The organism is Sphingomonas zeicaulis, assembly GCF_050433225.1.
Classification (GTDB): Bacteria; Pseudomonadota; Alphaproteobacteria; order Sphingomonadales; family Sphingomonadaceae; genus Sphingomonas_D; species Sphingomonas_D zeicaulis.
Genome location: NZ_JBNPXQ010000006.1, coordinates 92,077 through 115,547, shown reverse-complemented (window position 1 = coordinate 115,547; position 23,471 = coordinate 92,077). Strand labels below are relative to the sequence as shown.

At 65.5% G+C, this 23,471-nt stretch carries 22 protein-coding genes; 11 read left to right on the top strand and 11 right to left on the bottom strand.

The window, feature by feature from the left end; genetic code table 11:
- Positions 1–18: 18 nt before the first annotated feature.
- The 3 genes from FHS96_RS19105 to FHS96_RS19095 form a co-directional block, all read right to left on the bottom strand.
- A complete protein-coding gene (locus FHS96_RS19105; RefSeq protein WP_429595281.1) occupies positions 19–1,026 on the bottom strand; it encodes an alpha-ketoacid dehydrogenase subunit beta in 1,008 nt (335 codons plus the stop codon).
- Positions 1,026–2,006, bottom strand: a complete 981-nt coding sequence (locus FHS96_RS19100) for a thiamine pyrophosphate-dependent dehydrogenase E1 component subunit alpha (protein WP_429595278.1) — start codon at positions 2,004–2,006, stop codon at positions 1,026–1,028. The genes FHS96_RS19105 and FHS96_RS19100 overlap by 1 nt, the downstream gene beginning before the upstream one ends.
- A 112-nt stretch (positions 2,007–2,118) precedes the next feature.
- Positions 2,119–3,024 (bottom strand): crotonase/enoyl-CoA hydratase family protein, encoded by a 906-nt coding sequence (locus FHS96_RS19095; RefSeq protein WP_429595275.1) that lies wholly within the window; start codon positions 3,022–3,024, stop codon positions 2,119–2,121.
- Between the two features lie 199 nt (positions 3,025–3,223).
- On the opposite strand from FHS96_RS19095, the gene FHS96_RS19090 reads away from it, so the two are divergent.
- The 5 genes from FHS96_RS19090 (at position 3,224) to FHS96_RS19070 (ending at position 6,702) form a co-directional block, all read left to right on the top strand.
- The gene (locus FHS96_RS19090; RefSeq protein WP_429595952.1) at positions 3,224–3,628 is read left to right on the top strand and encodes a PaaI family thioesterase; all 405 of its coding nucleotides are present in this window, start codon (positions 3,224–3,226) and stop codon (positions 3,626–3,628) included.
- A 41-nt stretch (positions 3,629–3,669) separates the two neighbouring features.
- The gene (locus FHS96_RS19085; RefSeq protein ID WP_429595272.1) at positions 3,670–3,819 is read left to right on the top strand and encodes an SDR family oxidoreductase; all 150 of its coding nucleotides are present in this window, start codon (positions 3,670–3,672) and stop codon (positions 3,817–3,819) included.
- Positions 3,820–4,112: 293 nt separating this feature from the next.
- Positions 4,113–4,871: an SDR family NAD(P)-dependent oxidoreductase gene (locus FHS96_RS19080; RefSeq protein ID WP_429595269.1), complete on the top strand. Its 759-nt coding sequence runs from the start codon at positions 4,113–4,115 to the stop codon at positions 4,869–4,871.
- Complete coding sequence (locus FHS96_RS19075) at positions 4,868–5,752, top strand: SDR family NAD(P)-dependent oxidoreductase (RefSeq protein WP_429595266.1); 885 nt, start codon at positions 4,868–4,870, stop codon at positions 5,750–5,752. Before FHS96_RS19080 ends, FHS96_RS19075 begins: the two co-directional genes overlap by 4 nt.
- Positions 5,749–6,702 carry an SDR family NAD(P)-dependent oxidoreductase gene (locus FHS96_RS19070; protein ID WP_429595263.1) on the top strand — a complete coding sequence of 318 codons (954 nt, stop codon included), beginning with the start codon at positions 5,749–5,751 and terminating at the stop codon, positions 6,700–6,702. The genes FHS96_RS19075 and FHS96_RS19070 overlap by 4 nt, the downstream gene beginning before the upstream one ends.
- Before the next feature lie 52 nt (positions 6,703–6,754).
- On the opposite strand, the gene FHS96_RS19065 is transcribed toward FHS96_RS19070, so the two are convergent.
- Positions 6,755–7,573: an SDR family NAD(P)-dependent oxidoreductase gene (locus tag FHS96_RS19065; protein ID WP_429595260.1), complete on the bottom strand. Its 819-nt coding sequence runs from the start codon at positions 7,571–7,573 to the stop codon at positions 6,755–6,757.
- A 100-nt stretch (positions 7,574–7,673) separates the two neighbouring features.
- Between FHS96_RS19065 and FHS96_RS19060 the strand changes: the two genes are divergently transcribed.
- Positions 7,674–8,684, top strand: coding sequence for a GlxA family transcriptional regulator (locus FHS96_RS19060; protein WP_429595256.1), 1,011 nt, complete (start codon positions 7,674–7,676; stop codon positions 8,682–8,684).
- A 4-nt stretch (positions 8,685–8,688) separates the two neighbouring features.
- Here the strand turns inward: FHS96_RS19060 and FHS96_RS19055 are convergent, their stop codons facing one another.
- The 3 genes from FHS96_RS19055 to FHS96_RS19045 are packed head-to-tail and all read right to left on the bottom strand — an operon-like array spanning position 8,689 to position 12,876.
- On the bottom strand, positions 8,689–10,347 hold the full coding sequence (locus tag FHS96_RS19055; RefSeq protein ID WP_429595253.1) for an FAD-binding protein: 1,659 nt from the start codon (positions 10,345–10,347) through the stop codon (positions 8,689–8,691).
- On the bottom strand, positions 10,348–11,676 hold the full coding sequence (locus FHS96_RS19050; protein ID WP_429595250.1) for an aromatic ring-hydroxylating oxygenase subunit alpha: 1,329 nt from the start codon (positions 11,674–11,676) through the stop codon (positions 10,348–10,350).
- Positions 11,677–11,721: 45 nt separating this feature from the next.
- Positions 11,722–12,876 carry an acyl-CoA dehydrogenase family protein gene (locus FHS96_RS19045; RefSeq protein WP_429595248.1) on the bottom strand — a complete coding sequence of 385 codons (1,155 nt, stop codon included), beginning with the start codon at positions 12,874–12,876 and terminating at the stop codon, positions 11,722–11,724.
- A 219-nt stretch (positions 12,877–13,095) separates the two neighbouring features.
- On the opposite strand from FHS96_RS19045, the gene FHS96_RS19040 reads away from it, so the two are divergent.
- The 4 genes from FHS96_RS19040 (at position 13,096) to FHS96_RS19025 (ending at position 18,148) form a co-directional block, all read left to right on the top strand.
- Positions 13,096–15,207: a 3-hydroxyacyl-CoA dehydrogenase NAD-binding domain-containing protein gene (locus tag FHS96_RS19040; RefSeq protein ID WP_429595245.1), complete on the top strand. Its 2,112-nt coding sequence runs from the start codon at positions 13,096–13,098 to the stop codon at positions 15,205–15,207.
- A gap of 46 nt (positions 15,208–15,253) precedes the next feature.
- The gene (locus tag FHS96_RS19035) at positions 15,254–16,090 is read left to right on the top strand and encodes an enoyl-CoA hydratase/isomerase family protein (RefSeq protein ID WP_429595242.1); all 837 of its coding nucleotides are present in this window, start codon (positions 15,254–15,256) and stop codon (positions 16,088–16,090) included.
- A 5-nt stretch (positions 16,091–16,095) separates the two neighbouring features.
- Entirely contained in the window at positions 16,096–17,055 is a 960-nt protein-coding gene (locus tag FHS96_RS19030) for a 3-hydroxyacyl-CoA dehydrogenase NAD-binding domain-containing protein (RefSeq protein WP_429595239.1), read from the top strand.
- Between the two features lie 106 nt (positions 17,056–17,161).
- Positions 17,162–18,148, top strand: a complete 987-nt coding sequence (locus FHS96_RS19025; RefSeq protein WP_429595237.1) for a phytanoyl-CoA dioxygenase family protein — start codon at positions 17,162–17,164, stop codon at positions 18,146–18,148.
- A gap of 48 nt (positions 18,149–18,196) precedes the next feature.
- Here FHS96_RS19025 and FHS96_RS19020 read toward each other — a convergent pair whose 3' ends face one another.
- The 4 genes from FHS96_RS19020 to FHS96_RS19005 form a co-directional block, all read right to left on the bottom strand.
- Positions 18,197–19,330 carry an acyl-CoA dehydrogenase family protein gene (locus tag FHS96_RS19020; protein ID WP_429595235.1) on the bottom strand — a complete coding sequence of 378 codons (1,134 nt, stop codon included), beginning with the start codon at positions 19,328–19,330 and terminating at the stop codon, positions 18,197–18,199.
- Positions 19,331–19,336: 6 nt separating this feature from the next.
- Positions 19,337–20,524, bottom strand: a complete 1,188-nt coding sequence (locus FHS96_RS19015; RefSeq protein ID WP_429595232.1) for an acyl-CoA dehydrogenase family protein — start codon at positions 20,522–20,524, stop codon at positions 19,337–19,339.
- Between the two features lie 85 nt (positions 20,525–20,609).
- Entirely contained in the window at positions 20,610–21,500 is an 891-nt protein-coding gene (locus FHS96_RS19010; protein ID WP_429595229.1) for an alcohol dehydrogenase catalytic domain-containing protein, read from the bottom strand.
- Positions 21,501–21,597: 97 nt separating this feature from the next.
- Positions 21,598–22,440 (bottom strand): IclR family transcriptional regulator, encoded by an 843-nt coding sequence (locus tag FHS96_RS19005; protein ID WP_429595226.1) that lies wholly within the window; start codon positions 22,438–22,440, stop codon positions 21,598–21,600.
- A 156-nt stretch (positions 22,441–22,596) separates the two neighbouring features.
- Here FHS96_RS19005 and FHS96_RS19000 point away from each other — a divergent pair, with 156 nt between their 5' ends.
- On the top strand, positions 22,597–23,370 hold the full coding sequence (locus tag FHS96_RS19000) for an IclR family transcriptional regulator (RefSeq protein ID WP_429595222.1): 774 nt from the start codon (positions 22,597–22,599) through the stop codon (positions 23,368–23,370).
- The last annotated feature ends 101 nt before the right edge of the window (positions 23,371–23,471 follow it).

The window sequence follows — 23,471 nt, the reverse complement described above, 5'->3', positions numbered from 1 at the left end:
GAATCTCCCTGAGCGATATTAGGCTTTGATCAGCGCCTCGGCAGCCGCGACGATATCGGCTGTCTGAGGCGCGAAGGCGGTCTCGAGCGGCTTCGAGAAGGGCACTGGGCAAAAGGCCCCGCCCAGCCGCTTGATCGGCGCCTTGAGGCGGCCGAACAGTTCCTCGTTCAGCACCGCGGCGATCTCGGCACCCGCGCCAAACGGCGTCACGGCCTCGTGCACGATCATCGCGCGACCGGTCTTCGCGACCGAGGCGAGGACGGTCTCCTTGTCCCAGGGCGCGATCGTGCGCAGGTCGATCAGCTCGGCTGAGATACCGGCTTCCTTGAGCTTGGCGATCGCAGGCATCGCTTCCTGGATCATGCGCGCATAGGCGATGACGGTGACATCGCTGCCCTCGCTCAGCACATTGGCCTTGCCGATCGGCACGCGATGCCCCTTTTCCGGTGCCTCGGCCGGCGACCAGTAGGTCGGCAGATTCTCGATGAACAGCACCGGGTCGGGATCGTCGATGGCGCTGCGCATCAGGCCGTAGGCATCGCCGGGGCTCGACGGGCAGACCACCTTGATGCCGGCGGTATGAGCAAACCAGGCCTCGAGATAGTCGCAATGCTGCCCACCCGATGCGAAGCCGGTGCCGGTCATCGTGCGGATCACGATCGGCACATGGGTCTGGCCACCGGACATGAACCGCAGCTTCGCGGCATGATTGACGATCATGTCCATCGCGACGGTGGTGAAGTTCATCAGCATGATCTCGGCGATCGGCTTGAAGCCGACCAGCGAGGCGCCGATCGCCGCGCCGACGATCGCCTGCTCCGAGATTGGGGTGGAACGCACGCGATGCGCACCGAAGCGCGACGAAAGCCCCTTGGTGACGCCGCAAACGCCGCCCTCCTCGGGATCGGCCAGGTCCTCGCCAAGCGCGATCACCGTCTCGTCCTCCTCCATGGCGTCAGCGATGGCGGCGTTGATACCCTGGAGGATGTTCGCCTTTGCGGCCTTCACTTGGGTTTCGGCGTTCATCAGGCCATCTCCTCGGCGAACACGTCGCGCTTCAGTTCCTCGACGCCAGGGAACGCGCTTTCGAGCGCGAATTCGACCGCCTCGTCGATCTCCTTCTCGATGGCCGCCTCCAGCCCTGCGAGCTGGTCTTCGGTGGCGATGCCGGTTTCGATCAGCGCGGCACGGAAGCGCGGCACCGGATCGTTCGCGATCGCCTCGGCCTTGCGCGCCTTGTCCATATAGTTGTCGGCGTCGCCGAAGACGTGGCCGAAGAAGCGATAGGTCATCGCCTCGATCAGGGTCGGCCCCTCGCCAGCCCGTGCCCGCGCGACGGCCTCGGCGGCCGCAGCGTACATCGCGAACGGATCATTGCCGTCCACGCGCTCACCCGGCATGCCATAGGCGGCGGCGCGATCGGCGACCTTCACGTTGCTGGTCTTGTCGTAATGCGTGTGCTCGCCCCACTCGTTGTTCTGGCACACGAAGATGACGGGCAGCTTCCACACCGCGGCGAGGTTCAGCGATTCATGGAAGGCGCCGATGTTCGCCGCGCCGTCTCCGAAGGAGGCGACCGTCACCCGCCCGTCGCCGCGCAACTGCGATCCCCAGGCAAGGCCGTTGGCGATCGGCATCGTCGAGCCGACGATACCGGTGGTGACCATGATTCCCTTGGCAGGATAGGTCACGTGCATCGGCCCGCCCTTGCCCTTGCAGGTGCCATCGACGCGCCCGGCGACTTCCGCCCAGAGATCCTTGAGCGGCAGCCCCTTCGCCAGCTGGTCATGGCTGCCGCGATAGATGGTGCAGATATAGTCGTCGTCGGTGAGGTTGACGGAGATGGCGCTGGGGATCACCTCCTGCCCGCGCGGGCTGTAATAGGGCATGACCAAGCGCCCATTCATGATCACCTTGCGCGAACGCTCGTCATTGGCCTTGATCAACGCCATCCGGCGGTAGATCTCCACCTGCGTCGCCGCATCGGGCGTGGCCCTGTTGCTCATTCCTCAGACGTCCTTTCGAATGGCCTCTTCGCTGCCATCCGCGATGTTGGCGCGGCTTGGAAGCCTGTCGCCCGCCATATCGCGGTTGTGAAGGGTTGCGGCAGGCGCAGCGCTATTCGGGGCGCGTGCGGCGCGCGCGCAACGCGACCCGGCCCTTCCCGAACGGCGCATCGCGATTGACCAGCGCCTCCTTCAGCCCGAGCTCGGCCATGTCCTTGCGGAATCTCGAGCGGCGCGGCCCGGTGCTCAGATGCGCGCGCGCATCCTGCTCTGCGGCGTAACGCAAGGATTGGCGCGCACCGGCAAGCTCCATCTGCATGTTGACCACCCGCTTGTGGCTGGCGAGAATCTCCGCATCGACGCTGCCGATCCGCCGCGCCATCTCGTCGGCCTGGGCATCGATCTCCTCCGCGGGATAGGCTTCGAGCACCAGCCCGATCAACGCCGCGTCCAGCCCGCTGATCGTGTCGCCGGTGAACAGCATCCGCTTCGCCCATTGCGGGCCGCAATGATAATACCACAGGTTGGTGGGGGGCGTGCCGTTGGCCCGGGCAGCGGGGAAGCCGATCTTCGCATTGTCGGCCGCCAGGACGATGTCGCAGGAAAAGGCCAGGTCGGTGCCACCGGCCAGGCAGTTGCCCTGTACCTTGGCCACGATCGGCTTGTGCAGGTCAAGCATGATCGCGGTCAGATCCTGCTGCCTTTCAAGCGTCCAGATGTCGTCGTCGAGCGTACCGGCGCGCGTGCGATAGGCTGCGGGATCGTAGGCGGTCGCATCGTCGGCCTTGCCGCCATAGCTGTCGGTCAGGTCGTAGCCCGCACAGAAATCCCGGCCGGCCCCCGACAGCAGGATGACGTTGACATCGACCAGGTCGTCCGCTTCCAGCAGGGCCTGGTTGAGTTCGCGCAGCGTCAGCGCGGACAAGGCGTTGCGCTTGTCGGGCCGGTTCAGCGTGATGCGCGCGACCTTGTCGCTCACGTCGAAGCTGATGCACTCCGTCGATTTCAGCCATTTCATTCCCGTCCCTCCCGCCATGCCGATCCAGACGGCCATGCTAGCGCCCGCCGAACCCGGCTGGCGAGACCGCCCCCATGCTATCGGCCATGTGATCACTCTGGGGGCGGCATATTGCCGCGGGACAGTCGTTCGGGCAGGTCCGTCACGGATGACAGGTCAAGAGACGATGCAGGAAGTTCCAGACGGCTTTCGGCCGTTGGTGACGTTCGACGCTGTGACGGGCGCCTTCGGCCCTCTTCACGCACGGCGGGCGGAGGACGGCCATCTGCAGCTGGGCTTTCGTGTCGATGACCGGCACTGCAATCCGAGCGGCGTCTGCCATGGCGGCGCCTGGTCGACGATGGCGGACATCCTGATGGGCCTCAGTGTCGGCCTGTGCACCGGGGCGAGCGGCCCTACCGTGTCGCTCTCGCTTCACTTTCTAAGCGCCGCACCGCGCGGCGCGTGGGTGGAGGGCAGTGCGCGGGTGCTGCAGCAGACGCCGTTCCTTGGCTTCGCCGAATGCCTTTTCACCGTCGATGGCGAGCCTGCGCTGCGCGCCAACGGGGTCTTTCGACTCAAATCCACCCCCTTTGGCGACATCGAGACGCTTTTCGCGCGTTGACGCTTTGCCATGGAGGGGATGCGAGCCTGGGCTGACCGGGCATGGCGGCCAAGGCGGCGCTCAACCAGATGACCCGCTTCGTTGCCTATCAATATGGCCGGCACGGCATTCGCGCCAACATCCTTTTGCCCGGCCTCACGCTCACGCCGATGCTCGGCGACTGCAATGTCTCAGGCATGGTCGGGGCTTAGGCCAACGAAAATCCGCTCGTCCGCATCACCGCGATGCAGGACATGGCCAACGCCGCTTTGTTCATGGCGAGCGCCGAATGCTTCATGACCGGGCAGGTTTTCAACCTGACCGGCGGACTGAAGCTGCGCCGCACCCCACGAAGAACGAGATCATGGCCCGATCGCGGCCCACCAGTCCGAATGACGCCGGCGAGACATCAGACTGATGATCATCGCCGTCGCCGGCGCCGGCGACATTGACTTGGCGGAAGGGGGAACAGGATGGTCGAGCAAATTGACGCTAGGGAGAGGACATGTCCGGCAGGCTGAACGGCAAGACCGCGATCATCACTGGCGGCGGCCAGGGGGTCGGGCAAGGCATCGCGCAGCTGTTCGCGCGCGAAGGCGCGAACGTGCTGATCACAGGCCGCACACCCGACAAGCTTGAGGCCGCCGTCGCGGCGCTGAAGGCGGACGGCGGCGAGGCCGCGTGGATCGCGGGCACCGCAGGGGTACGGAGCGATGCCGAGGCGGCGGTCGCGAGGGCCGTCGAACTCTATGGCGGGCTCGACATATTGGTGAACAATGCGCAGACCTCGCGTCCCGGCACGATGTTCGAGGATACCGACGACGCGCTGTTCGCGACAACAATCGACTCAGGCCTCTACGGCACCTTTCAGCACATGCAGGCAGCGGTGCCGCACATGAAGGCGAAGGGGGGATCGGTCATCAATTTCGGATCTTATGAAGGCATCCACGGCGGCGTCGGCTTCGCCGCCTATGCCGCGACCAAGGAAGCGATCCGCGGCCTTTCCCGCACTGCCGCGCGCGAGCTCGGAAAATATGGGATCCGCGTCAACATCCTCTGCCCTGCCGCGCGCAGCCCGGTTGCCGCGCAATGGATGGAGGATTTTCCCGAGGAGGCGGCAAAGGTCATCAACCTGATCTCGCTCGGCTATCTGGGCGACTGCGCCGACGATATCGGCCCCGCCGCATTGTTCCTCGCCAGCCAGGACAGTCGCTACGTCACCGGGCAGACCATCAATGTCGATGGCGGGCAGATGATGTTGTGACCGACACGCTTGGGCTTGCCGGCCGCACCGCGATCGTCACGGGCGCGGCGAAGGGTCTGGGCCGCGCCTATGCGCTCTGGCTCGCCGCGCGGGGATGCGCGGTCGTCGTCAGCAACCGCGTCGCCGCCGACGGCAGTTCGCAGGCGCAGCCCGTCGCTGCGGAGATCCTGGCCGCCGGCGGCCGCGCCGTCGCGCATGACGGGCGGGTGCAATCGGCCGAGGCTGCCGCAGCCGTGGTGGCGGCGGCCACCCGCCATTTCGGCGGACCCGACATCTTCATCAGCAATGCCGGCGTCCAGGCCTTCCGCGATTTCGCGACCGTCACGCCCGCGAAGATGCGCGACCTGCTCGACACCAACCTGTGGGGCGTGCTGATAGGGTTGAAGGCGGTGTGGCCGGCCATGGTCGAGCGAGGCTATGGTCGGATCGTCCTGACCGGCTCCAGCGCCGGTTTGTGGGGTCAGGTCGGATCGGTAGACTATGCCGCGTCGAAGGCGGCGATGGTCGGCATAGCGCGGTCGCTCACGCTCGACGTTCCGCCGGGTGTCGACATCTGCGCGAACGTCATCGCACCGGCCGCCTACACCCCGATGTCGATGGGGAGCATCGACGCGCGGTGGGCTGACTATGCGTCGCCCGATCATGTCGCACCGGTGGTCGGATGGCTCTGCAGCGCGCGCTGCCGGACGTCCGGCGGCCTCTACCATGCCGGCGCCGGCAATGTTCGCCGCGTGCAGATCCTGGAAGGTCCGGTCCAACGCGTGTCTGAGGTCGACATCGATCGGGTGATGACCGGCCTTGCCGCGCAGCCGGAATGGCGCAGTTCCTTCGCCTCGGGCGCCGAGATGCTGCCAGAGATGGTCAAGAGCGGCGCGGCATGACCATCAACTTTGCCGGACAGGTCGCGATCGTCACCGGCGCCGGCGGCGGCATGGGGCGCGGCTATGCGCTGGAACTCGCACGGCGGGGTGCCACAGTACTGGTCAACGACTATGGCGGCAGCGTGCTCGGCGGACAGGACGGCAGTTCTGCCCCCGCCGAAGCCGTCGCAAACGAGATCACAGCAGCCGGCGGCCGCGCGCTCGCCAATGCCCGTGCCGTCGGATCGGCAGCCAGTGCGCGCGCGATCGTGCAGGCCGCGCTCGACGCGTTCGGCCGCGTCGACATCCTGATCAACAATGCCGGCAGCGGTATCGCCGGCGCCTTTACGGCGCATGACGATGCCGCGATCGAGCGGCATTATGCGACCAACCTGATCGGCGGCCATCACCTGATGCGCGCCGCCTGGGTACATATGGCGGCCCAAGGCTATGGTCGCGTGTTGAATGTCAGCTCCAACGGCGCGCTTGGCGTCGGCTGCAACGCGGCCTATGCCGCGGCGAAGGCCGGAATGATCGGCCTGACGCTCGATGCCGCGATCGAGGGCAAGCCACTCGGCATCCTCGTCAACGCCGTGATGCCGACCGCCTATTCGCGCCTGATCGAGCAGATCCCCGATCCTGCCGTCGTCGCCTGGTTTCGCGACAATCTGAACGCCCGGCAAGTGGCAGCGGCCATGGCTTGGTTCGTCAGCCGTGAATGCACCGAGGCCGGGCGCATCCTCTTGGCCGGGGGAGGCCGGCTTTCGAGCCTGATCTTCGCCGAGACAGGCGAAGTCTTCGACCCCGGCCTTTGCGCGGAACAGGTTGGCCGACGTATCGCTGACGTGCTCGACGAAGGCGGGCTGACGCCGGTCCACACCCAGGCTGAAGCCGGCGCCCGCTATTTCCGACACCTGCCATGGACCGCCGGCGGCGCCCCCGATTTCGGCCCCAAGGTCGACGGCGGCTGAACTTGGCTCCGCCTGGCACGGCAGGCCCCAGCCCTCCGCCCGATTCCGGGGCTCAGGGCGCGGACACCAGGGCATGGCCGACGAGCGGACCGATGCCCTCTACGCCGCCATCCACCGCCAACTCGACGCCGTTGACGAAGCGGGCCTCGTCGCTGGCAAGGAACAGCACGGCCTGCGCCACGTCCCAGGCGTCGCCCTCGATGCCCAGGGGGCCGACCTTTCGCCGCGCCTCCCGCATGTCGGCGGGAATTTTGCTCATTGCGTGCGGGGTCATGACATGACCGGGCGCGACGGTGTTCGCACGGATGCCCTGCCGCCCGTGCAGCACGCCGATCTCGCGCGCGAGCTGCGCCATTGCCGCCTTCGAGGGGCCATAGGCGATCGCCCCCATGGCGCGCATGCCGGCAAGCGAGGAGATGTTGACGATGGCACCGCCGCCGCGCTTCGCCATCTCCGGCACCGCCGCCTTGCTCATCAGCATGGCGCTGGTCAGGTTCACCGCGAAGGTTCGGTTCCACAACTCCTCCGTGATCGATTCGAGCGTCGCCGGCACGGATATGCCGACATTGTTGACCAGGATATCGAGGCGTCCGAAGCCGGTAACGGCGGCATCGACCAACGCGGCGCAATCAGCGGCGTCGCTCACGTCGCCGGCCGTTGCGAACGCCTGCCCGCCATCGGTCGCGATCCGCGCCGCCGTCGCTTCCGCCCGTTCGCACGAGAGGTCCGCGCAAACGACCTTCGCCCCTTCCCGGCCCATGATCAGCGCGATTGCCCGGCCGATGCCGATCTCATCGCCATCCGCTCCGGCACCGGTGACGATGGCGACCTTGCCGGCAAGGCGCCCATGATAGCGGGTCGGTTCGGGCATCCTCTGGTCTCCTTTGATCATTATCCGTCACGGTGTGCGGCCAACGGCGCTCATCTTGACAGGCTGATTGGGCGCAGATAACGGATGTTTTCTCTCAGGCATGGCGGCTGATTTCGCTCTCATCGCGCTTCCCGGCGCCTATCACAGCAGCATCGGCGCGCTGGCCGACAGCTATGTGATGGCGCGCGAACGGGTGGAGCGGGTGTTCGCCGGCGAAGACCGTCAGCGTATGGAAACAAGGCTGCGCATCCTTTCGCAGGATGGTGGATCCGTGCCGCTGGCCGACGGTCGCCGGTTGCAGGTCGATGGCGCCATCGGCGAAGATGGGCCCTTCGCGTTCATCTGGCTGCCGGCGTTCCGCGCGGGCGGGCGGGCGCCACTCGAACACAGCCTTGCGACCGCGGGACCGCTGCTCGCCTGGCTGCGCCGCCAATCGGAACGGGGTGCGATCATCGGCGCCAGCGGTGCGGCGTCCATGCTGGTGATGGCGGCGGGGCTTTCCGGCGACATCACCATCCCGGTCGCACGCGCGCTGCAGCCGCTCACCCGCATCCTCTTTCCCCGGCAGCTCTTCGAGGAACGCACCGGGCTGGTCGACCACGGCACTTTGCTGGTGTGCAATGGCATCGCCAACGATCTGCCGCTCATCCTTCGCGTGATCGAGCGCACCATGTCCCCCGACATCGCGCGCTGGCTGACATCGATCATGGGGCAAGACCGCGACGAGCAGGACCTGCTCGTCGCCGATCAGCTCGTCGCGCAGGCGCAATTGTGGATTGAGCAGCGCTTCACCGGCCCGATCAACATGGCGGAGCTCGCGCGCCACCTCTCCACCAGCCCGGCGACGCTCCACCGGCGCTTCCGCAGCGCGCTGGGCGTGTCGCCCAAGGCCTATGTCAGCCAGCTGCGCTTCGAGGCCGCAGTCCGGATGCTGGAAAAATCAACCCGCTCGATCGACCGCATCGCGCAACTGGTGGGCTATTCCGACAGCCGACTGTTCCGCACAATGTTCCGCCAGCACGCCGGCAAGACCGCGACAAAATGGCGGGCCGACGCGCGCCGGTCCCGTGGCCTTTCAGCAGCTGAGGAAACCGACGACGAGGCCGACTGACCCGCTACTGGTTGGCTCCGGTCGCGTGGCGCGCCGCGATCCAGGCGAAGACGAAGGACGCGCCGATGCTCGCGCCCGCCGCAGGATAGCAGCGGCCCATGACCGACGCCGTCGAATTGCCGGTCGCATAGAGCCCCTGGATCACCGATCCGTCGGCTCGCAGGGCGCGGGCATATTCGTCGGTGACGATTCCACCCGACGTTCCGACGTCGCCGGGCACAAGTTCCATGACATAGAAGGGGGGCTTCTCGATCTTGCCGAGATTGGGATTGGGCTTCACCGTCGGATCGCCGAAGCCATTGTCGTAGCCGCGACCGCCGCGATTGAAATCCAGATCCCTGCCGGTCTCGCAATAGCCGTTGAAACGCTCGACCTCCGCCTTGAGTCCGCCCGGATCGATGCCCGCCTTCCCCGCCAGTTCCTCGATCGTGTCCGCCGTCTTCATGAAGCCGCTGTCGAACCAGTCTTGCGGCGTCTGGCCCGGTGGCTGCACCCCCCAGGCGTAGCGCTTGCGGTGACGACTATCGAGGATGACATAGGCCGGCACCTCGTCGCGATACAGGCGCTGGCCATTCTCCATGTAGGAACCGCTCTCGTTGAGGATGCGCTTGCCACGCCTGTTGACGATGATGCAGTGCGGCTTGGAAATGTCCGTGTTGTGCATCAGTCCGGGCCCGGGATTGTTGCCCGGCGGCAAGGTCGCGGGCACCCACCAGGCCTGGTCCATCAGGTCGAGCGCGGCGCCATGCCGCTCCGCGATCTGGATCATCTCGCCGGTGTCGCCGGGATTGGCGTTGGTCCACTCGGCAGAACTCGGCTGCGGCCCGTAGCGCTTGCGCATCTCCGCATTTCGAGAGAAGCCGCCCGCGTTGATGAGCACGCCGTCGCGCGCGCCGATACGTCTCTGCCGCCCTCCTTGCTCGGCGACGACGCCGACGATCCGGCCATCCTCTTCGACCAGGTCGACGACGCCATGGCCGGTTCGCATGTCGACGCCGGCCTCGTCGGCGAGCATCAGCATCCGCCCTTGCAGTGCTCCGCCGAAGCTCAAGATCGGCTTGCCCCGCCGCTTGACCAGCCACATGCGGCACAGCAGCTTCACGCCTTCCCACATGCCCCTCGGGGTGCGTGTAGCGAGGCCGATGATGCCCGCCTTGTCGGTGGGCAGCGGCATCACCATCGGGCCGAGCCGCAGCTTGTCGAACAGCGGCCCCATCTTGCGGGCGTCGAGCATCGGCGCCCCGATCGAGCGACTGCGCGTGACACCACCGGGCCGATCGTCATAATAGTCGGACCAGCCTTCGGTGTGCAGCCATTTCATGCCCCGCTCTTCCAGCCACTGGAGCATGTGCGGACCGTTGCGGAGATAGGCTTCCTTGCGCTCCGGCGTTGATCCCGGCCCCGCATCATCGCCGATGGTCGCATCCATGTAGGTTCGCCCCGCCTCATGGCTGTCGGCGATGCCTTTGCGCTTCAGCAGATGATTGTTGGGGATCCAGAGCACCCCGCCCGACATGGCGGTCGATCCGCCCAGCTTATCGGTCTTCTCCAGGATCAAGGGGGTCTTGCCGATCGACTTCAGATAGAGCGCCGCCGCCATCGAACCGCCGCCCGATCCAACGATCACGAAATCGGCGATCTCGTCCCAGCCAGTCCCGGTCATTCAGCGGTTCCCATGCAGGTAGGCCAGCAGGATGTTGTGGAAGTTGCTGATTTCCACTTCCTGATAGGGATTGGGGCGCGCGGCCTTGAAGGCGCGCGACTTCATCCCGCGCTGAACCTCCTCCATATTCTGGAAATCCTGCTCCAGAATCAGGCCCCAGTCGACGCTGCGCCAGTCATCGCCGCCGTCTTCTACCTCGACCTTGGGCTCGGCGCCCGGCGCGTAGCGCTCGAGCACATTGATCTCGAAGAGGCACTTGTCGGGATCGTCGCCATATGGGCGGGACCGGTAGAACAGCACGTTGGTTGGCTGCTGGAGGAAAACGAGGTTGGGAAAGATGTTCCAGTCCGTCCCCGCCGCCATCAACTGCTCGCCGGTCATCGGGGGGAAGGGCCGGCCGCTCTTCGCCGCCTCCTCGGCATGAAATTGCGCGAAGGCCCCATAGACCTCGAACGGCGTCGCCGTTTCGGGCAGCTCGGTCAGCCGCGCGCCAGCGGCGAGCATCTCGTCGGTCGTGGTCGCCTTCAGCGTTTCCCAAATTTCCTTGTTGAACTCGTAGAGCCCTTTGCGGATATCGCCCTTCTGGTCGCTGATCCGCGGACTGGGCAGGCCGAACAGCGCGGTCGGCGCATAGCCGAACATGGCGTGCTTCCCGAACGCCTTGCTGTACGTATAGTCGTCCTGATAGGCGAGCAGCTGGCGGTGGGTCGTCTGGACATGATAGCCTTCCATGAAGGCTTCCTGGGCAGTCTTCCAATTGCAGGGCATGATGATGCGCTTGCGCCAGGCATAGCGCATCTTGTCCATCTCGAACGGATCGAGCAGAGTCTTCGCCTCGCCCAGAAAATCTTCCAGGCTCTCGCTCTCCAAATCCATGTTGACGAACACCCAGCCGCCCCAGCGGCCGACCTTGACGGACTGGAGCGTCACATCCTCGTCGGGCAGCATGTCGCCCCAGTCGTGGCGGTCGACAATCTCCACCGGGCGACCGTCGAGATTCCACTGCCAGCCATGATATTTGCAGTGGAACTTGCCCATCCGACCACATCCCGTGGTGAGTCGGCGACCGCGATGGGGACAGACGTTGAAATATGCGGCGATGGCGCCGTCCTGCTTGCGGACGACCGAAATGGACTCGTCGGCGATGTCATAGGTGTAGAAGTCGCCCGCGTTGGGAATCTCCTCCTCGCGGCAGGCGACCTGCCACACCTTGGGCCAGAGCCGCTCCTTCTCCAGCTGGACATAGTCGCGGGAGATATAGGCATCGACCGGAACCCGGTCGGGCGTCACCGCGATGTCGGCAACCGCTAGCTTGCTCATCTCGTTCATCGTCTTATCCTCTCTCTGGCGACCGTCCGTGCAGCGCTTTCGCTGCTAGCTCCTGGCGGGTCCTTGCGGGAAGCGCATGTCGAAAACGCCCTCGGCAATGCGGTTCAGAAGGATTTCGATGGCACCACCGGCGATCATCCAGCCGCGCGTGCGCCGCAGGCAATATTCAACGAGGCTGTCCTGGCTGTAGCCGGTGCCGCCCATCACCTGGATCGCCTCGTTCGCGCAGTCGAAGCCGGCGCGGTTGCAAGCCACTTTCGCCAGTGCGGTGTCATCGGGTGACGGCAGCCCGGAATCGGCATTGGTCGCGGCACGATAGAGCAGCAGCTGCGCCGCCTCCAGCTTCAGCTTCATCTCCGCGAACTTCCACTGGAGCCCTTGGAACTCGCACAATGCCTTGCCGAACTGCTTGCGCGTCTTGGCATGCTCGACCGCGGCATTGAAGGCATAGCGACCCAGCGCAAGGCTGCGCGCGGTGTTGCCGATGCGCTCCACGTTGAAGCCCGACATCTGCTTCTTGAATCCGCCGGGCCCGAGCAGCACTTTGCCTTTGGGCACGTAGACATTGTCGAAGAACAGCGGGTTCCACTCCTCGCCGGACAGGAAGCGGACCGGTTTGCCGAAGCTGAATCCCTCCTGCCCCCGCTCGATCAGCACCGATCCGATATTGCCGGTACCCGGACCGAAGCGGACATAGACCAGGAACACCGTCGCGTGGGTTCCGTGCGTGGTGAAGATCTTCTGCCCGTTGATGCGATAGCCGTCACCATCCTCGACCGCCGTCGTCGTCAGCTCGGTCACTGCGGAACCTGCGTTCGGCTCTGTCATCGCGACCGAGATCAGCCCTTCACCACGCAGCAAAGGTGCGAGATACTGTTCCTTCTGCGCATCGCTGGCGAACTGCGCGAACGTGCGGATTGCGCCGAAATTGCCGGCCTGCACGACATCGGCAGAGCGCGGGCAGACCGACGCCACCGTCTCGATCGCCAGAACCGCATCCATCAGGCTGCCGCCAAGCCCGCCCTTGTCCTCTGGCACGGTGATGCCGATCAGCCCCTGCCGCGCCATCATCTTCGCCACATCCCAGGGATAATCGTCGCTGTGCGCACGCTCCAATGCGCCGTCGACCAGATGGCGCTGTGCGAACGCCGCGACCGCGTCCCGGAACATGGTCTGTTCGTCAGTCAACTCGAACCGCATCGGCGTACTTTCCCTTCATGCGGCTCCCGCCGCGCAAATCTCCGGACGCTTGACCTAAGCATCACGCGCCGCCGTGCGAAGCGCCCGAGCCCAACCCTTCACATTCGCGATACCTCCGAGGCCGCGGGGTGCTCTCCTTGACAGGACGGGGGTGCGCGCCGCTTGTGACAGCGCGTTTATCCCCTCCGATTTTCAGAAATAGGGCCTCATCAACCTGCCATGACCCAGATCAACGAGAAGATCTCGACGCATGTCGATGGCGACATCGGATATATCGTCAGCAACAATCCGCCGGTGAACGCGCTGGGCATAGCCGTGCGTTCCGGTACGGCCGCGGCGATAGAGGCGATGAATGCTGATCCCGCGGTGAAGGCGATCATACTCTATTGCGAGGGGCGCACGTTTTTCGCGGGCGCCGACATCACCGAATTCGGCAAGCCGCGCGTGTCGCCGACCCTGCAGGACATGATCGCGGCGCTGGAAAGCTCGGCCAAACCGGTCGTCGCCGCGATCCACGGCACCGCTCTAGGCGGCGGCTTCGAGACAGCCATGGGCTGCGCCTTCCGGGTCGCGGTGCCCTCGGCCAGGGTCGGCCTGCCGGAGATCAATCTCGGCCTGTTCGCAGGCGGCGGCGGCACACAACGCCTGCCCCGCCTGATCGGCCCGGAAAAAGCGCTGGAACATGCGCTATCCGGCAAGCCGATCGCGGCGGCAACGGCGCTCGAACTCGGGATCCTCGACGCGGTCGAGGACGGCGATCCGAAGGCGATAGGAACCGCCTTCGCGCGTCGTGTGATCGACGAGGGGCTGCCAGTCGTGCCGGTGCGCGAACGCGAGGAGAAGCTCGTCGACGCCCGCGCCGATCCCGCCGCCTTCGATGCGCTGGCGAAGACGCTCACCGCGCGCAGCAAGGGACAACTCGCGCCGCAGGCGAATATCGATTCCATCCGGCGTTCCTTCACCATGGCTTTCGACGAGGCGCTTGCGATCGATGCGGTCGCCAACCGCGAACTGATGACCGGCAGCCAGTCGCGAGCGCTGCGCCACCTGTTCTTCGCCGAGCGCGAAGCCGCGAGGGTTCCCGGACTGCCGGAGAGCGCGAGGGCGCGCGCGGTTGGGAAGGCGGCGATCGTCGGTGCGGGCACGATGGGCGGCGGCATCGCGATGTGCTTCGCCGGCGCCGGCGTGCCCGTCACGGTGATCGACACCACGCAGGAGGCACTCGACAAGGGTCTGGCGCGGTTGACGGGCAATTACGCGACCTCGGTCAAGCGTGGCTCGATCAGCCAGGCGCAGATGGACGAGCGCCTTGCCCTCATCACCGGAGCGGTCGATCGCGTGGCGGCGGCCGATGCCGATATCGTCATCGAGGCGGTGTTCGAGGACATGGCTGTGAAGAAGGAGATCTTCGCGGATCTCGAAGCGCGCGTGAAGCCCGGCACCATCCTCGCCTCGAACACCTCCGCGCTCGATGTCGACGAGATCGCATCGGTGCTGGAGCGACCGGAGGACTTCCTCGGCATGCACTTCTTCTCCCCCGCCAACGTCATGAAGCTGCTGGAAGTCGTGGTCGCGAAGAAGACCAGCGCCGAAGCAATTCTGACGGCGATGGCGGTCGGCAAGATGATCGGCAAGGTGCCGGTCTACTCGGGTAATTGCGACGGCTTCATCGGCAACCGCATGGTCGCCAAGCGATCGGCCCAGGCCGAGCGGCTGCTGCAGCAGGGCGCCTTTCCGCCCCAGGTCGATGCGGCGCTCACCAATCTCGGCTTCCCGATGGGGCCGCTGACCACCAACGACATGTCGGGCCTCGACATCGGCTACTCGATCCGCAAGCGGCGGGGCACGCCCTTTCCTATCGCCGACGCGATCGTGGAGAGCGGACGGCTGGGCCAGAAGACGGGCGCGGGCTATTATCGCTATGAGGCGGGCGATCGTACGCCCTATCCCAATCCCGATACCGACGCCGTGATCATCGCCACGTCCGAGCGGCTGGGGATCACCCGGCGCGCGATTGCCGAGGAGGAGATGGTTCAGCGCTTGTTGTTCCCGCTGATCAACGAAGGCGCGCGCATCCTGGAAGAGGGGATCTCGTTGCGCGCCTCCGACGTCGATCTGGTCTGGATCAACGGCTATGGCTGGCCCCGACATCTCGGCGGGCCGATGTTCTACGCCGACGAGGCGGGGCTGCCCGGCATCGTGGCGAAATTGCGCGAGATGGCGTCAGAGACGCCGGACGACCCGTCCTTGCAGCCCGCGGCGCTGCTCGTCGAGCTGGCGAACAACGGGCAGAGCTTCTCTGATTGGCAGAAGAACAGGGCGGCGGCCTGAGAGGCCATCAATTTTCTAAAGAACAGGTTCAGGTTTGGAGAGATTCATGAGCGATGCCAACGAGTTCCAGCGCGACATCGACTATAGCGAGTTCGATTTCTTCACGGTCGAGATCGGCGCGGACGGCGTCACCGTCGTCACCATGAACGACCCGGAAAAACTCAACGCCGTCGGCCCGCACAATCACTGGCAGCTGGAGGATATCTGGCTGAAGCTTGCACGCGACGAGCGGGTCAAGGTCATCGTGCTCACGGGCGCGGGCAAGGCCTTCTCCGCAGGCGGCGACATCAAGTTGATGGCCGAGCGCGCGCAGACGGAATATGGCCTGAAATATGCGCTGCGCGTGCCGATCAACACGCTCCGGATCTGGGACCAGATCCTGATGACGCCGCAACCGATCATCGCCGCGGTGAACGGTGATGCGATCGGCCTTGGTACTTCGCTGTTCGCTTTCTGCGACATCAGCATCGTCGCCGAGGACGCGCGGCTCGGCGACACCCATGTCCGCGTCGGGCTCGTCACGGGCGACGGCGGCGCGGTCATGTGGCCGCTGCTGGTCGGACCGCAGCGCGCCAAGGAATATCTGATGCGCGGCAAGCTGCTGGACGGCAAGAAGGCGGAGGAGATCGGCCTCGTCAACTATGCCTTTCCCAAGGTCCAGGTGCTCGACGAAGCGCTCAAGATCGCGCGCGAGATCGCCGGTCAGCCGATGTGGGCGGTGCGCTGGTCGAAGGCTGCGGTCAACAAGTGCCTGCGAGACCAGGTCAACCTCACCGGCGAATTGTCGATCGCCTATGAGGCCATGACGATGATGACTCATGACTACAAGGCGGCCACCACGGCCTTCGCCAACAAGGAAAAGCCGGTCTTCAAGGGGTACTGAGCCACATGCCGTCCCATCGCGACAGGCACGATGTCCACGTCGTCGCCGCGGTGGGCGGCGGCGTCATCGGCAATGGCTGGGTCGCCGCTTTCCTGGGAAGCGGCAAGTCCGTGCGCCTCTATGATCCCCTGCCCGACGCCGGGCCGCGGACCCGCGCTCATGTCGCAGGCGCCTGGGATCAGATGGCAGCCCTGGACCTCGCCCTCCAGGGTGACGACTGGTCACAGCGGCTGACGGTTCACGACAGTCTCGAAGACGCCGTGTCGAACGCGGACTTCGTTCAGGAGAGCACGCCCGAGCGGTCCGAGCTGAAGCTGGCGCTTTTCGCCGAGCTCGACCGGCTGGTACCAGCCGACGTGCTGATCGCCAGCAGCACGTCCAGCCTGCCGATCACTGATTTGCAGGCCGGGCTGGCGACGAAGGACCGCTTCGTGCTCGGCCATCCCTTCAATCCGGTGCATCTGATCCCGCTGGTTGAAGTCGGCGGCGGCGAGGCGACTGATCCGCGGGCGATCGACATCGCCTTCGCGCTATACGCCGCAATGGGCAAGCAGCCGATCCTGCTGCGGCGCGAGATCTTCGGCCATATCGGCAATCGCCTGACCGCCGCGATGTTCCGCGAGGCGGTGCGGCTGGTGGCGGAAGGCTATGCCACAGTCGGCGATGTCGACAAGGCGATGCGGCACAGTTTCGCGCTGAAATGGGCGATACAGGGACAGTTCACCACCTTTCACACCTCCGGGGGGTCCGGCGGCCTCGCTGACTTCCTGCCCAAGTTCGCGCCAGGCATCGTCAAGCGCTGGTCGACCATGGCCGATCCGCCGCTGGACGACGAAGCGCTGCGCGCGATGCTGGTGCAGCAGATGGAGGACGCCAGCGGCGGCCGCAGCGTCGCCGAAATCGCTGCCGCGCAGGACGAGACGCTGATGGCGATGCTGAAATTGCTCCGCGCCCGCGAGGGATGATCGATTTCATCCGACAGTCGATCAGGAACGTCCCTGCGTCGCTGCGCCGCAGGCGTAAGATTGCGCCATGCCAGGCATCCATCGATGCCGGCCAGTGGAGAGATCTATGCCTGTGGAAGCCATTAACCGGCCCGACGCCGTCGATCTGAGCGCACTCGACGTTCATCCGGCGCGCGACCTCGAAAGCTGCAATCACCTGCTCGACGACCATGATGCGCTCGAAGCCTTCTACAAGAAGAATGGCTATATCTTCCTGCGCGGCGTGTTCGAACGCGCCTCCGTCGACGAGGCGCGCGACGCGATGCTCGCGGTCGCGGTCAAGCTTGGGCTCGTGGAGCCCGGCGACGAGACCGGCCGCTGGACCGGCAAGCCCCTGCCCGGCAGCATGGAGGAAAGCGACCTTTATGCCGGCATCGCGAAGACGCTGATCGAGCATCCCGCCAACCTCGCGGTCATGGAGAAAGTACTCGGCGAGCCGGCCTGCGCCGTTCCCATCGTCCAGTATCGCACCTATCCGCCGGGCGGCCCGGTGACCGTCGTCCACCAGGACGGCTTCTACAGTCCCGGCATTCAGGACTATAAGCCCGTTTGGGTTGTGCTCACGCCATGCAGCCGCGATATGGGTGGGCTCGCGCTCGCGGTCGGCCAGAACGATCGCGGCTTCTTCCACAATGTGGCCAAGCCCTCGCCATACCCATTCCCGCGCGACGCCGTGCCTGATGACGCCTGGGCGACGGCCGACTATTTCCCTGGAGACGTCCTGATCGTGCATCCCTATACGCCGCATTGCGGCATGCCCAACACTTCCGACCGACTGCGGATCACTTTCGACTCGCGCGTCCAGTCGGCCGCGAATCCGAGCGCCATCGCCGCCACCGTCACCGCCGTCACGCCGGACAGCATCACCGTGGATGCCGACGCGCTGGGCATGCTGACGCTCGCCGTTGACGAAGGGACATTCATCCGCGTCCTTCACCCCGGCGTGCGGGAGAAATTCGAAACCTTCTCCGATTACACCAAGCCCGGCATGCGCCTCGTGGTAGTGCGGGACGGCGATCGTGCAGTGATGCTGCGCAAGGCGGCGGAAGGCTGACGCCGGCGATCGGTCCCGGCGCGGGCCGCGCCGGGACCGATCGCGCGCTCATGCGGCGACCCCGTAAACACCGCGAAGTTCTACCAGCCGTGCGAGATGCCAGTCGCGATCGCCGAGCAGCGCGTCAATCGCGGTCAGCCGCTTGAATGCATGGCCGACCTTATACTCCGCGGTGATGCCGATCGCGCCGTGCATCTGCACCGCCTCCTGACCGATGATCCGTCCGGACCTGCCAATCTGCGCCTTGGCTGCCGAGATGTTGCGGCGACGCTGCTCCAGGTCGATGTCGAGCGACAGCGCCGCGAGGACGGCCATGCTGCGGGACAGTTCGAGTTGCATCAGCATCTCCACCGCGCGGTGCTGCAGCGCCTGGAAGCTGCCGATGGCGACACCGAACTGCTGCCGCGTCTTGAGATAGTCCACCGTCACGTCGAAGGTCTCCGCCATGACCCCCACGGCCTCGGCGGCCAGCGCCGCTGTCGCCTCCTCGAAGGCTGCGGCGAGGATGGCGTCCCCCTGCCCCTCCCCGCCCACCAGCGCGTCGGCGGGTACAGCCACCCCGGCGAAGGAGATCGCGGAGACGGGCACACCATCATAGCCCCGCGCACCGTTGATGCCGATCCCATCGGCCCGGGCGTCGACCAGGAACAGCGACACGCCCTTGTCGGTCATTGCGCTGACGATCAGCCGGTCGGCGCTCTGGCCGTGGATCACCGCGATCTTGCGGGCCTCGAGCACCCAGCCGCCGTCCGACGGGAGGGCGCGTGCGCGTGCTTCAAGCGAATGGCGCGGCAGGCCTTTTTCACTGTGCGCCAGCGCGAGGATCTGCGACCCGTCGATGATTCCCGGCACGATCGCCGCGCGCTGCTCCGCCGAGGCGCCGTGGCGCAGCACCGCGCCGGCGAGCACGACCGTCGGGAAATAGGGTTCGACCATCAGGCCGCGTCCGAGCGCTTCCATCACCACCATCATCTCGACGCCGCCGCCGCCGAAACCACCATCCTCCTCCGCGAAGGGCAAGGCGAGAAGGCCCATCTCCGCCAGGCCGGCATAGGCCGTCCGGCTCCATCCATCCGCCGTCTTCAGCGCATGCTCGCGCTTCTGGAAGTCATAGGTCTCCGCCACGAAGCGCGTGACGGTTTCCTGCAGCATCTTCTGTTCGTCGGTCAGGTCGAAATCCATGGCGCGTCACAATCCCAGCATGGTCTTGGCGATGATGTTCTTCTGGACCTCGTTGGATCCGCCGAAGATCGACACCTTCCGCATCGTGAAATAGAAAGGCGCAGCCGCGCCGATCCAGCTATCGTCGGGATCGTTGGGCGCATGACCATGATCCGGCATCGGCAGCCCCGCCGGACCCGCCAACTCGGTCACAAGTTCGGTCATGCGTTGCTGCATCTCCGTCCCCTTGACCTTGAGAATCGACGCTGCGGCGTTGGCGCCGCCGCCATGCGAGTCCGCCGCGACGACGCGCAGCTGGGTCAACTCGAGCGCACGCAGCTCGACCTCGACCTCGGCCAGCCTGTAAGCGAAGCGATGCTGCTCCTCCCTGGTCAGCGTGCCGTCGTCCGCCAGTCGCGCCTCCAGCGCGCGCAGCTGCGACAGCCGCTCCTTGGACAGGCCGATGCGGGCGATGCCGCTGCGCTCGCTGCCCAGCAGATGCTTGGCGACGTCCCAGCCCCTGCCCTCTTCGCCAACCACGTTTGCCACCGGCACACGGACATCGTCGAAGAACACCTCGTTGGCATCATGCTCGCCGTCGATCGTCTCGATCGGACGGACGGTAAGACCCGGCGTCTTCATGTCGAGCAGCAGGAAGGTGATGCCCTGCTGCTTCCTGCCCGAATTGTCGGTGCGGAACAGCCCGAACATCCAGTCGGCATGCTGTGCCTGGGTCGTCCAGATCTTCTGCCCGTTCAAAATATAATGGTCGCCGTCGCGCACGGCCATGGTCTTGAGGCTGGCAAGATCCGAGCCGGCCCCGGGCTCGGAGAAGCCCTGGCACCACCAGATGTCGATATTGGCGGTGGCGGCGAGAAACGCCTCCTTCTGCGCGGGTGTGCCGAACCTGCAGAGCACGGGACCGATCATATTGACGTTGAACGGCGACCCCTCGGGCGCGTGGGCCAGAGCCATCTCCTCCTGGAAGATATAGCGCTGCGCCGGCGTCCAGTTCTGGCCGCCATATTCCACCGGCCAATGCGTTACCGCCCATCCGCGCGCATTGAGGATGCGCTGCCACCGGACGATGTCGTCCTTGCCCAGATGCGCGCGGTCGACCATCTTCTGCCGCAGATCGTCGGGCAGCGCGTCCTTCAGGAAAGCGCGCACCTCGTCGCGAAACGCGGCTTCCTCGGGCGTAAAGTCCAGTTTCATCGCATCGTCCCCAAGATGATCGCCTTCCCATCAACCATCGCCGCACCAAGTCAAAGCCGGGCGCGCAGGCTTCACATGGTCGATATCATGCGGTGAGATCGAGCAGCACGCGGCCGCGGCCGCCGTCGCGCGCGCGGGTGATCGCCGCCGCGGCCCGCGAGAGAGGCAGGACCGCACGAATCGGCATGGCGACATCCGACTGCGCGCGAAGGCCGACCAGCTCGGCGAACATCTCCCGCACGCCTGCCGGCCCCATCGCGGCCTCAGCAGGTCGCAGACTGAACCCGCGGATCGTCAGCCCGCCGCCAGTCAGGAGTTGGGAGCGGATGGCGACGGGGTCGCCCGACATATGACCGAACAGCATGATCGTCCCGCCATCCGACAGGCATTGTGCAAGGCGACCTGTGGCCGATCCTGCAACGCAATCCAGCGCAGCGCGCACCGGCCGTCCCGCCGCGCGCGCGCGAACCTGTTCGGCCAGATCGTCGCCGTCGATGATCGCGTCGGGCAGCGCCGGATCCGCCCTCCGCACGATATCGACGACGGCCACACCCGTGCGCTGCGCGATGGTGCGCACCCAGCCAGCGACAGCCGAAGAAGCCGCGTTCTGGATCAGCAGCTGGCCGCGCGGGACTGCCGCTGCCGCGACAAGCAAGTGCGCCGTCGGCGGGTTGATGCGCAGCATCGAGGCCTGCCGGAGGTCGGTATCCGGCGGAAGGCGAATGAGGTCGGTGCCCGGCAGACAGCGGAAGCGGCACCAATTGCCGCGGCTCAGCGGCACGACCAGTTCGCCCGGTGAGAGATCGGCGACATCCGCTCCCACCGCCTCGACGCGACCGACGCCCTCGGCGCCGAGCGGCGCGTCAGACGGGAGCGCGAAGGCGTAGCGTCCGTCAATAGCCAGCAGGTCGGCAGGGTTGATCGGTGCATAGAGCATGCGCACCATCACCTGGCCGGCGGTCGGAGACGCCGGCATCGGCAAGACTCCGCAGCGAACCGCACCGCCGGTCCCTGGCAGAACCGCGAGGTTCGTCATGCCCCGCGGCCCCTCATCTCCGCGCAACGCGGGCCGGTCAGGCGAAATGACGGCGATAGCTGACGATCTTCACCGGTTCGGGCATCGGCACGACATTGCTCGCCTTCGCGTCATGGGAATCGTCGGCATCGTAGAAATCTGCGATGTCGTTCCTGCGGCTGAGCAGCAGCGCCAGCATTTCCTCGCCCCGCTCCCGGATCACCGACGGTTTGGCGATGATGCTGACGGTCATGCGGTCGATATTGCCCTTGTGCGGCAGCAGCACGGCGACGCAGCCGACGCCGTCACGATCCTCTTCGATCACCCACCCGCGGTCGCGCAGTGCGGTAAACTCGGTCAGCAGTTCGGCGATGCGGACATGCCGGTCTAGATCGGCCTCTTCGGCATTGAGGCGATGTACGGCCGAGCGAATATTCTCGTTACGATAGCTGGATAGGAGCAGGCGTCCCTGCGCGCTGTGCAGTATCGGCAGCGCATCACCACCATGCGCATCGATGGCGTCGTCGCTGTTGCCATGAATAACGTGAAGGTGTTGCACGACATAGTTGGAGCTGGAGGACAGGGCGACTGTCTCGTTTGTCGCCTTGGCGATATCGTCGATCGCTGACAGAACCGGCCCACCTCGGAACAAGGACGGCTTGACCCACGCCCCCAACAAGGCGACCCGCGCGGTCGGGCTATAGGTTCGGCGCGTGCGGTTATAGTGAAGATAACCCAGCCTAGTCAGACAGCGCAGCAATTCCGATGTGCTTGACTGCGGGTAATTCAGGGTCCGCGACATATCCATTACGGTTGCGTACCGGCGATCCTGGTCGAAATATTCCAGGATCTCCAGCACCCGATGCGCCGATTTGATCGTGCGGGATGCGCTGGTGGCCATGGTTGTCCTCTTCCTCGGCTGGTTCTGGGAATCGCTGACTCGCGTCCTTCCGATGTCTGAGATGGGTATCGCATCACATATGCAGCGGTCAACGATTTTTCGAATTGCGTTCGATTTTTCGAACGCTTAGACTTCGTCCGGATGCGGGAGAATAAGATGTCCATCCAAGAAGCAGCAGAAGAGCGGCGGCCAAAAGGTCCCAAGGCGATAACACGGGTTCTCGACCTGCTGAGCCTGCTTGCAAAGAAACCGGACGGAATGAGCCTCGCGGAACTCAGCGCCGCGCTCTCAGTGCCGAAAAGCACGTTCCTCGATACGCTGCGCGGTCTATGCGATATGCATTATCTGACGTTGCGTGAGGGCCGTTACCGCCTCGGATCGGGAGCCTATCATTTCGCAAGCCGGATCGTCGCCAACTGGTCGGCCCCTGACATGATCCGGCTTCAGGTCCGCCGCCTCGCGGACGAAACCAGGGAGTCTGTCGGCTTCGCGATCGCTGATTGGGAGATCGGACAGGCCATCTACACCGAAGCGGTCAACAGTCGGCAGCCAGTACGCTATGCCATGCAGGCGGGCCTGCGGGCGCCACTCTACGCCAGCGCGGCAGGTCGCGTGCTACTCGCCTACTCGGATTCGGACCATGTCGACATGTATTTCGAGCGCGCCCATTTCAAGCCGCTGACCCGATCTACCCGCGTCGACCCTGACGAGATCCGGGCTAATCTCGTCGAGATCAGGGCGCAGGGATATTGCGCGAGCTTCGGCGAGATGTTGAGCGACACCGCGGCCCTGGCGGTGCCGGTCCATGGTCCCGACGGCGAGAATATCGGCGCCCTCATGGTCGCCGCGCCGCTCGACCGCATGAAGGCCAATCTCGATGTCTTCCTGAAAGCGATATTGACGGCAGGCCAACAGGTATCGGCGCGCTGATGACACACGTCGGGACGGAGACCGGACCGCGATACCATCAGATGGCCGATCAATGGCGTTCCGCGGGCCAAGATTGACGTCGCTCGGTTGACCGCCTCCGG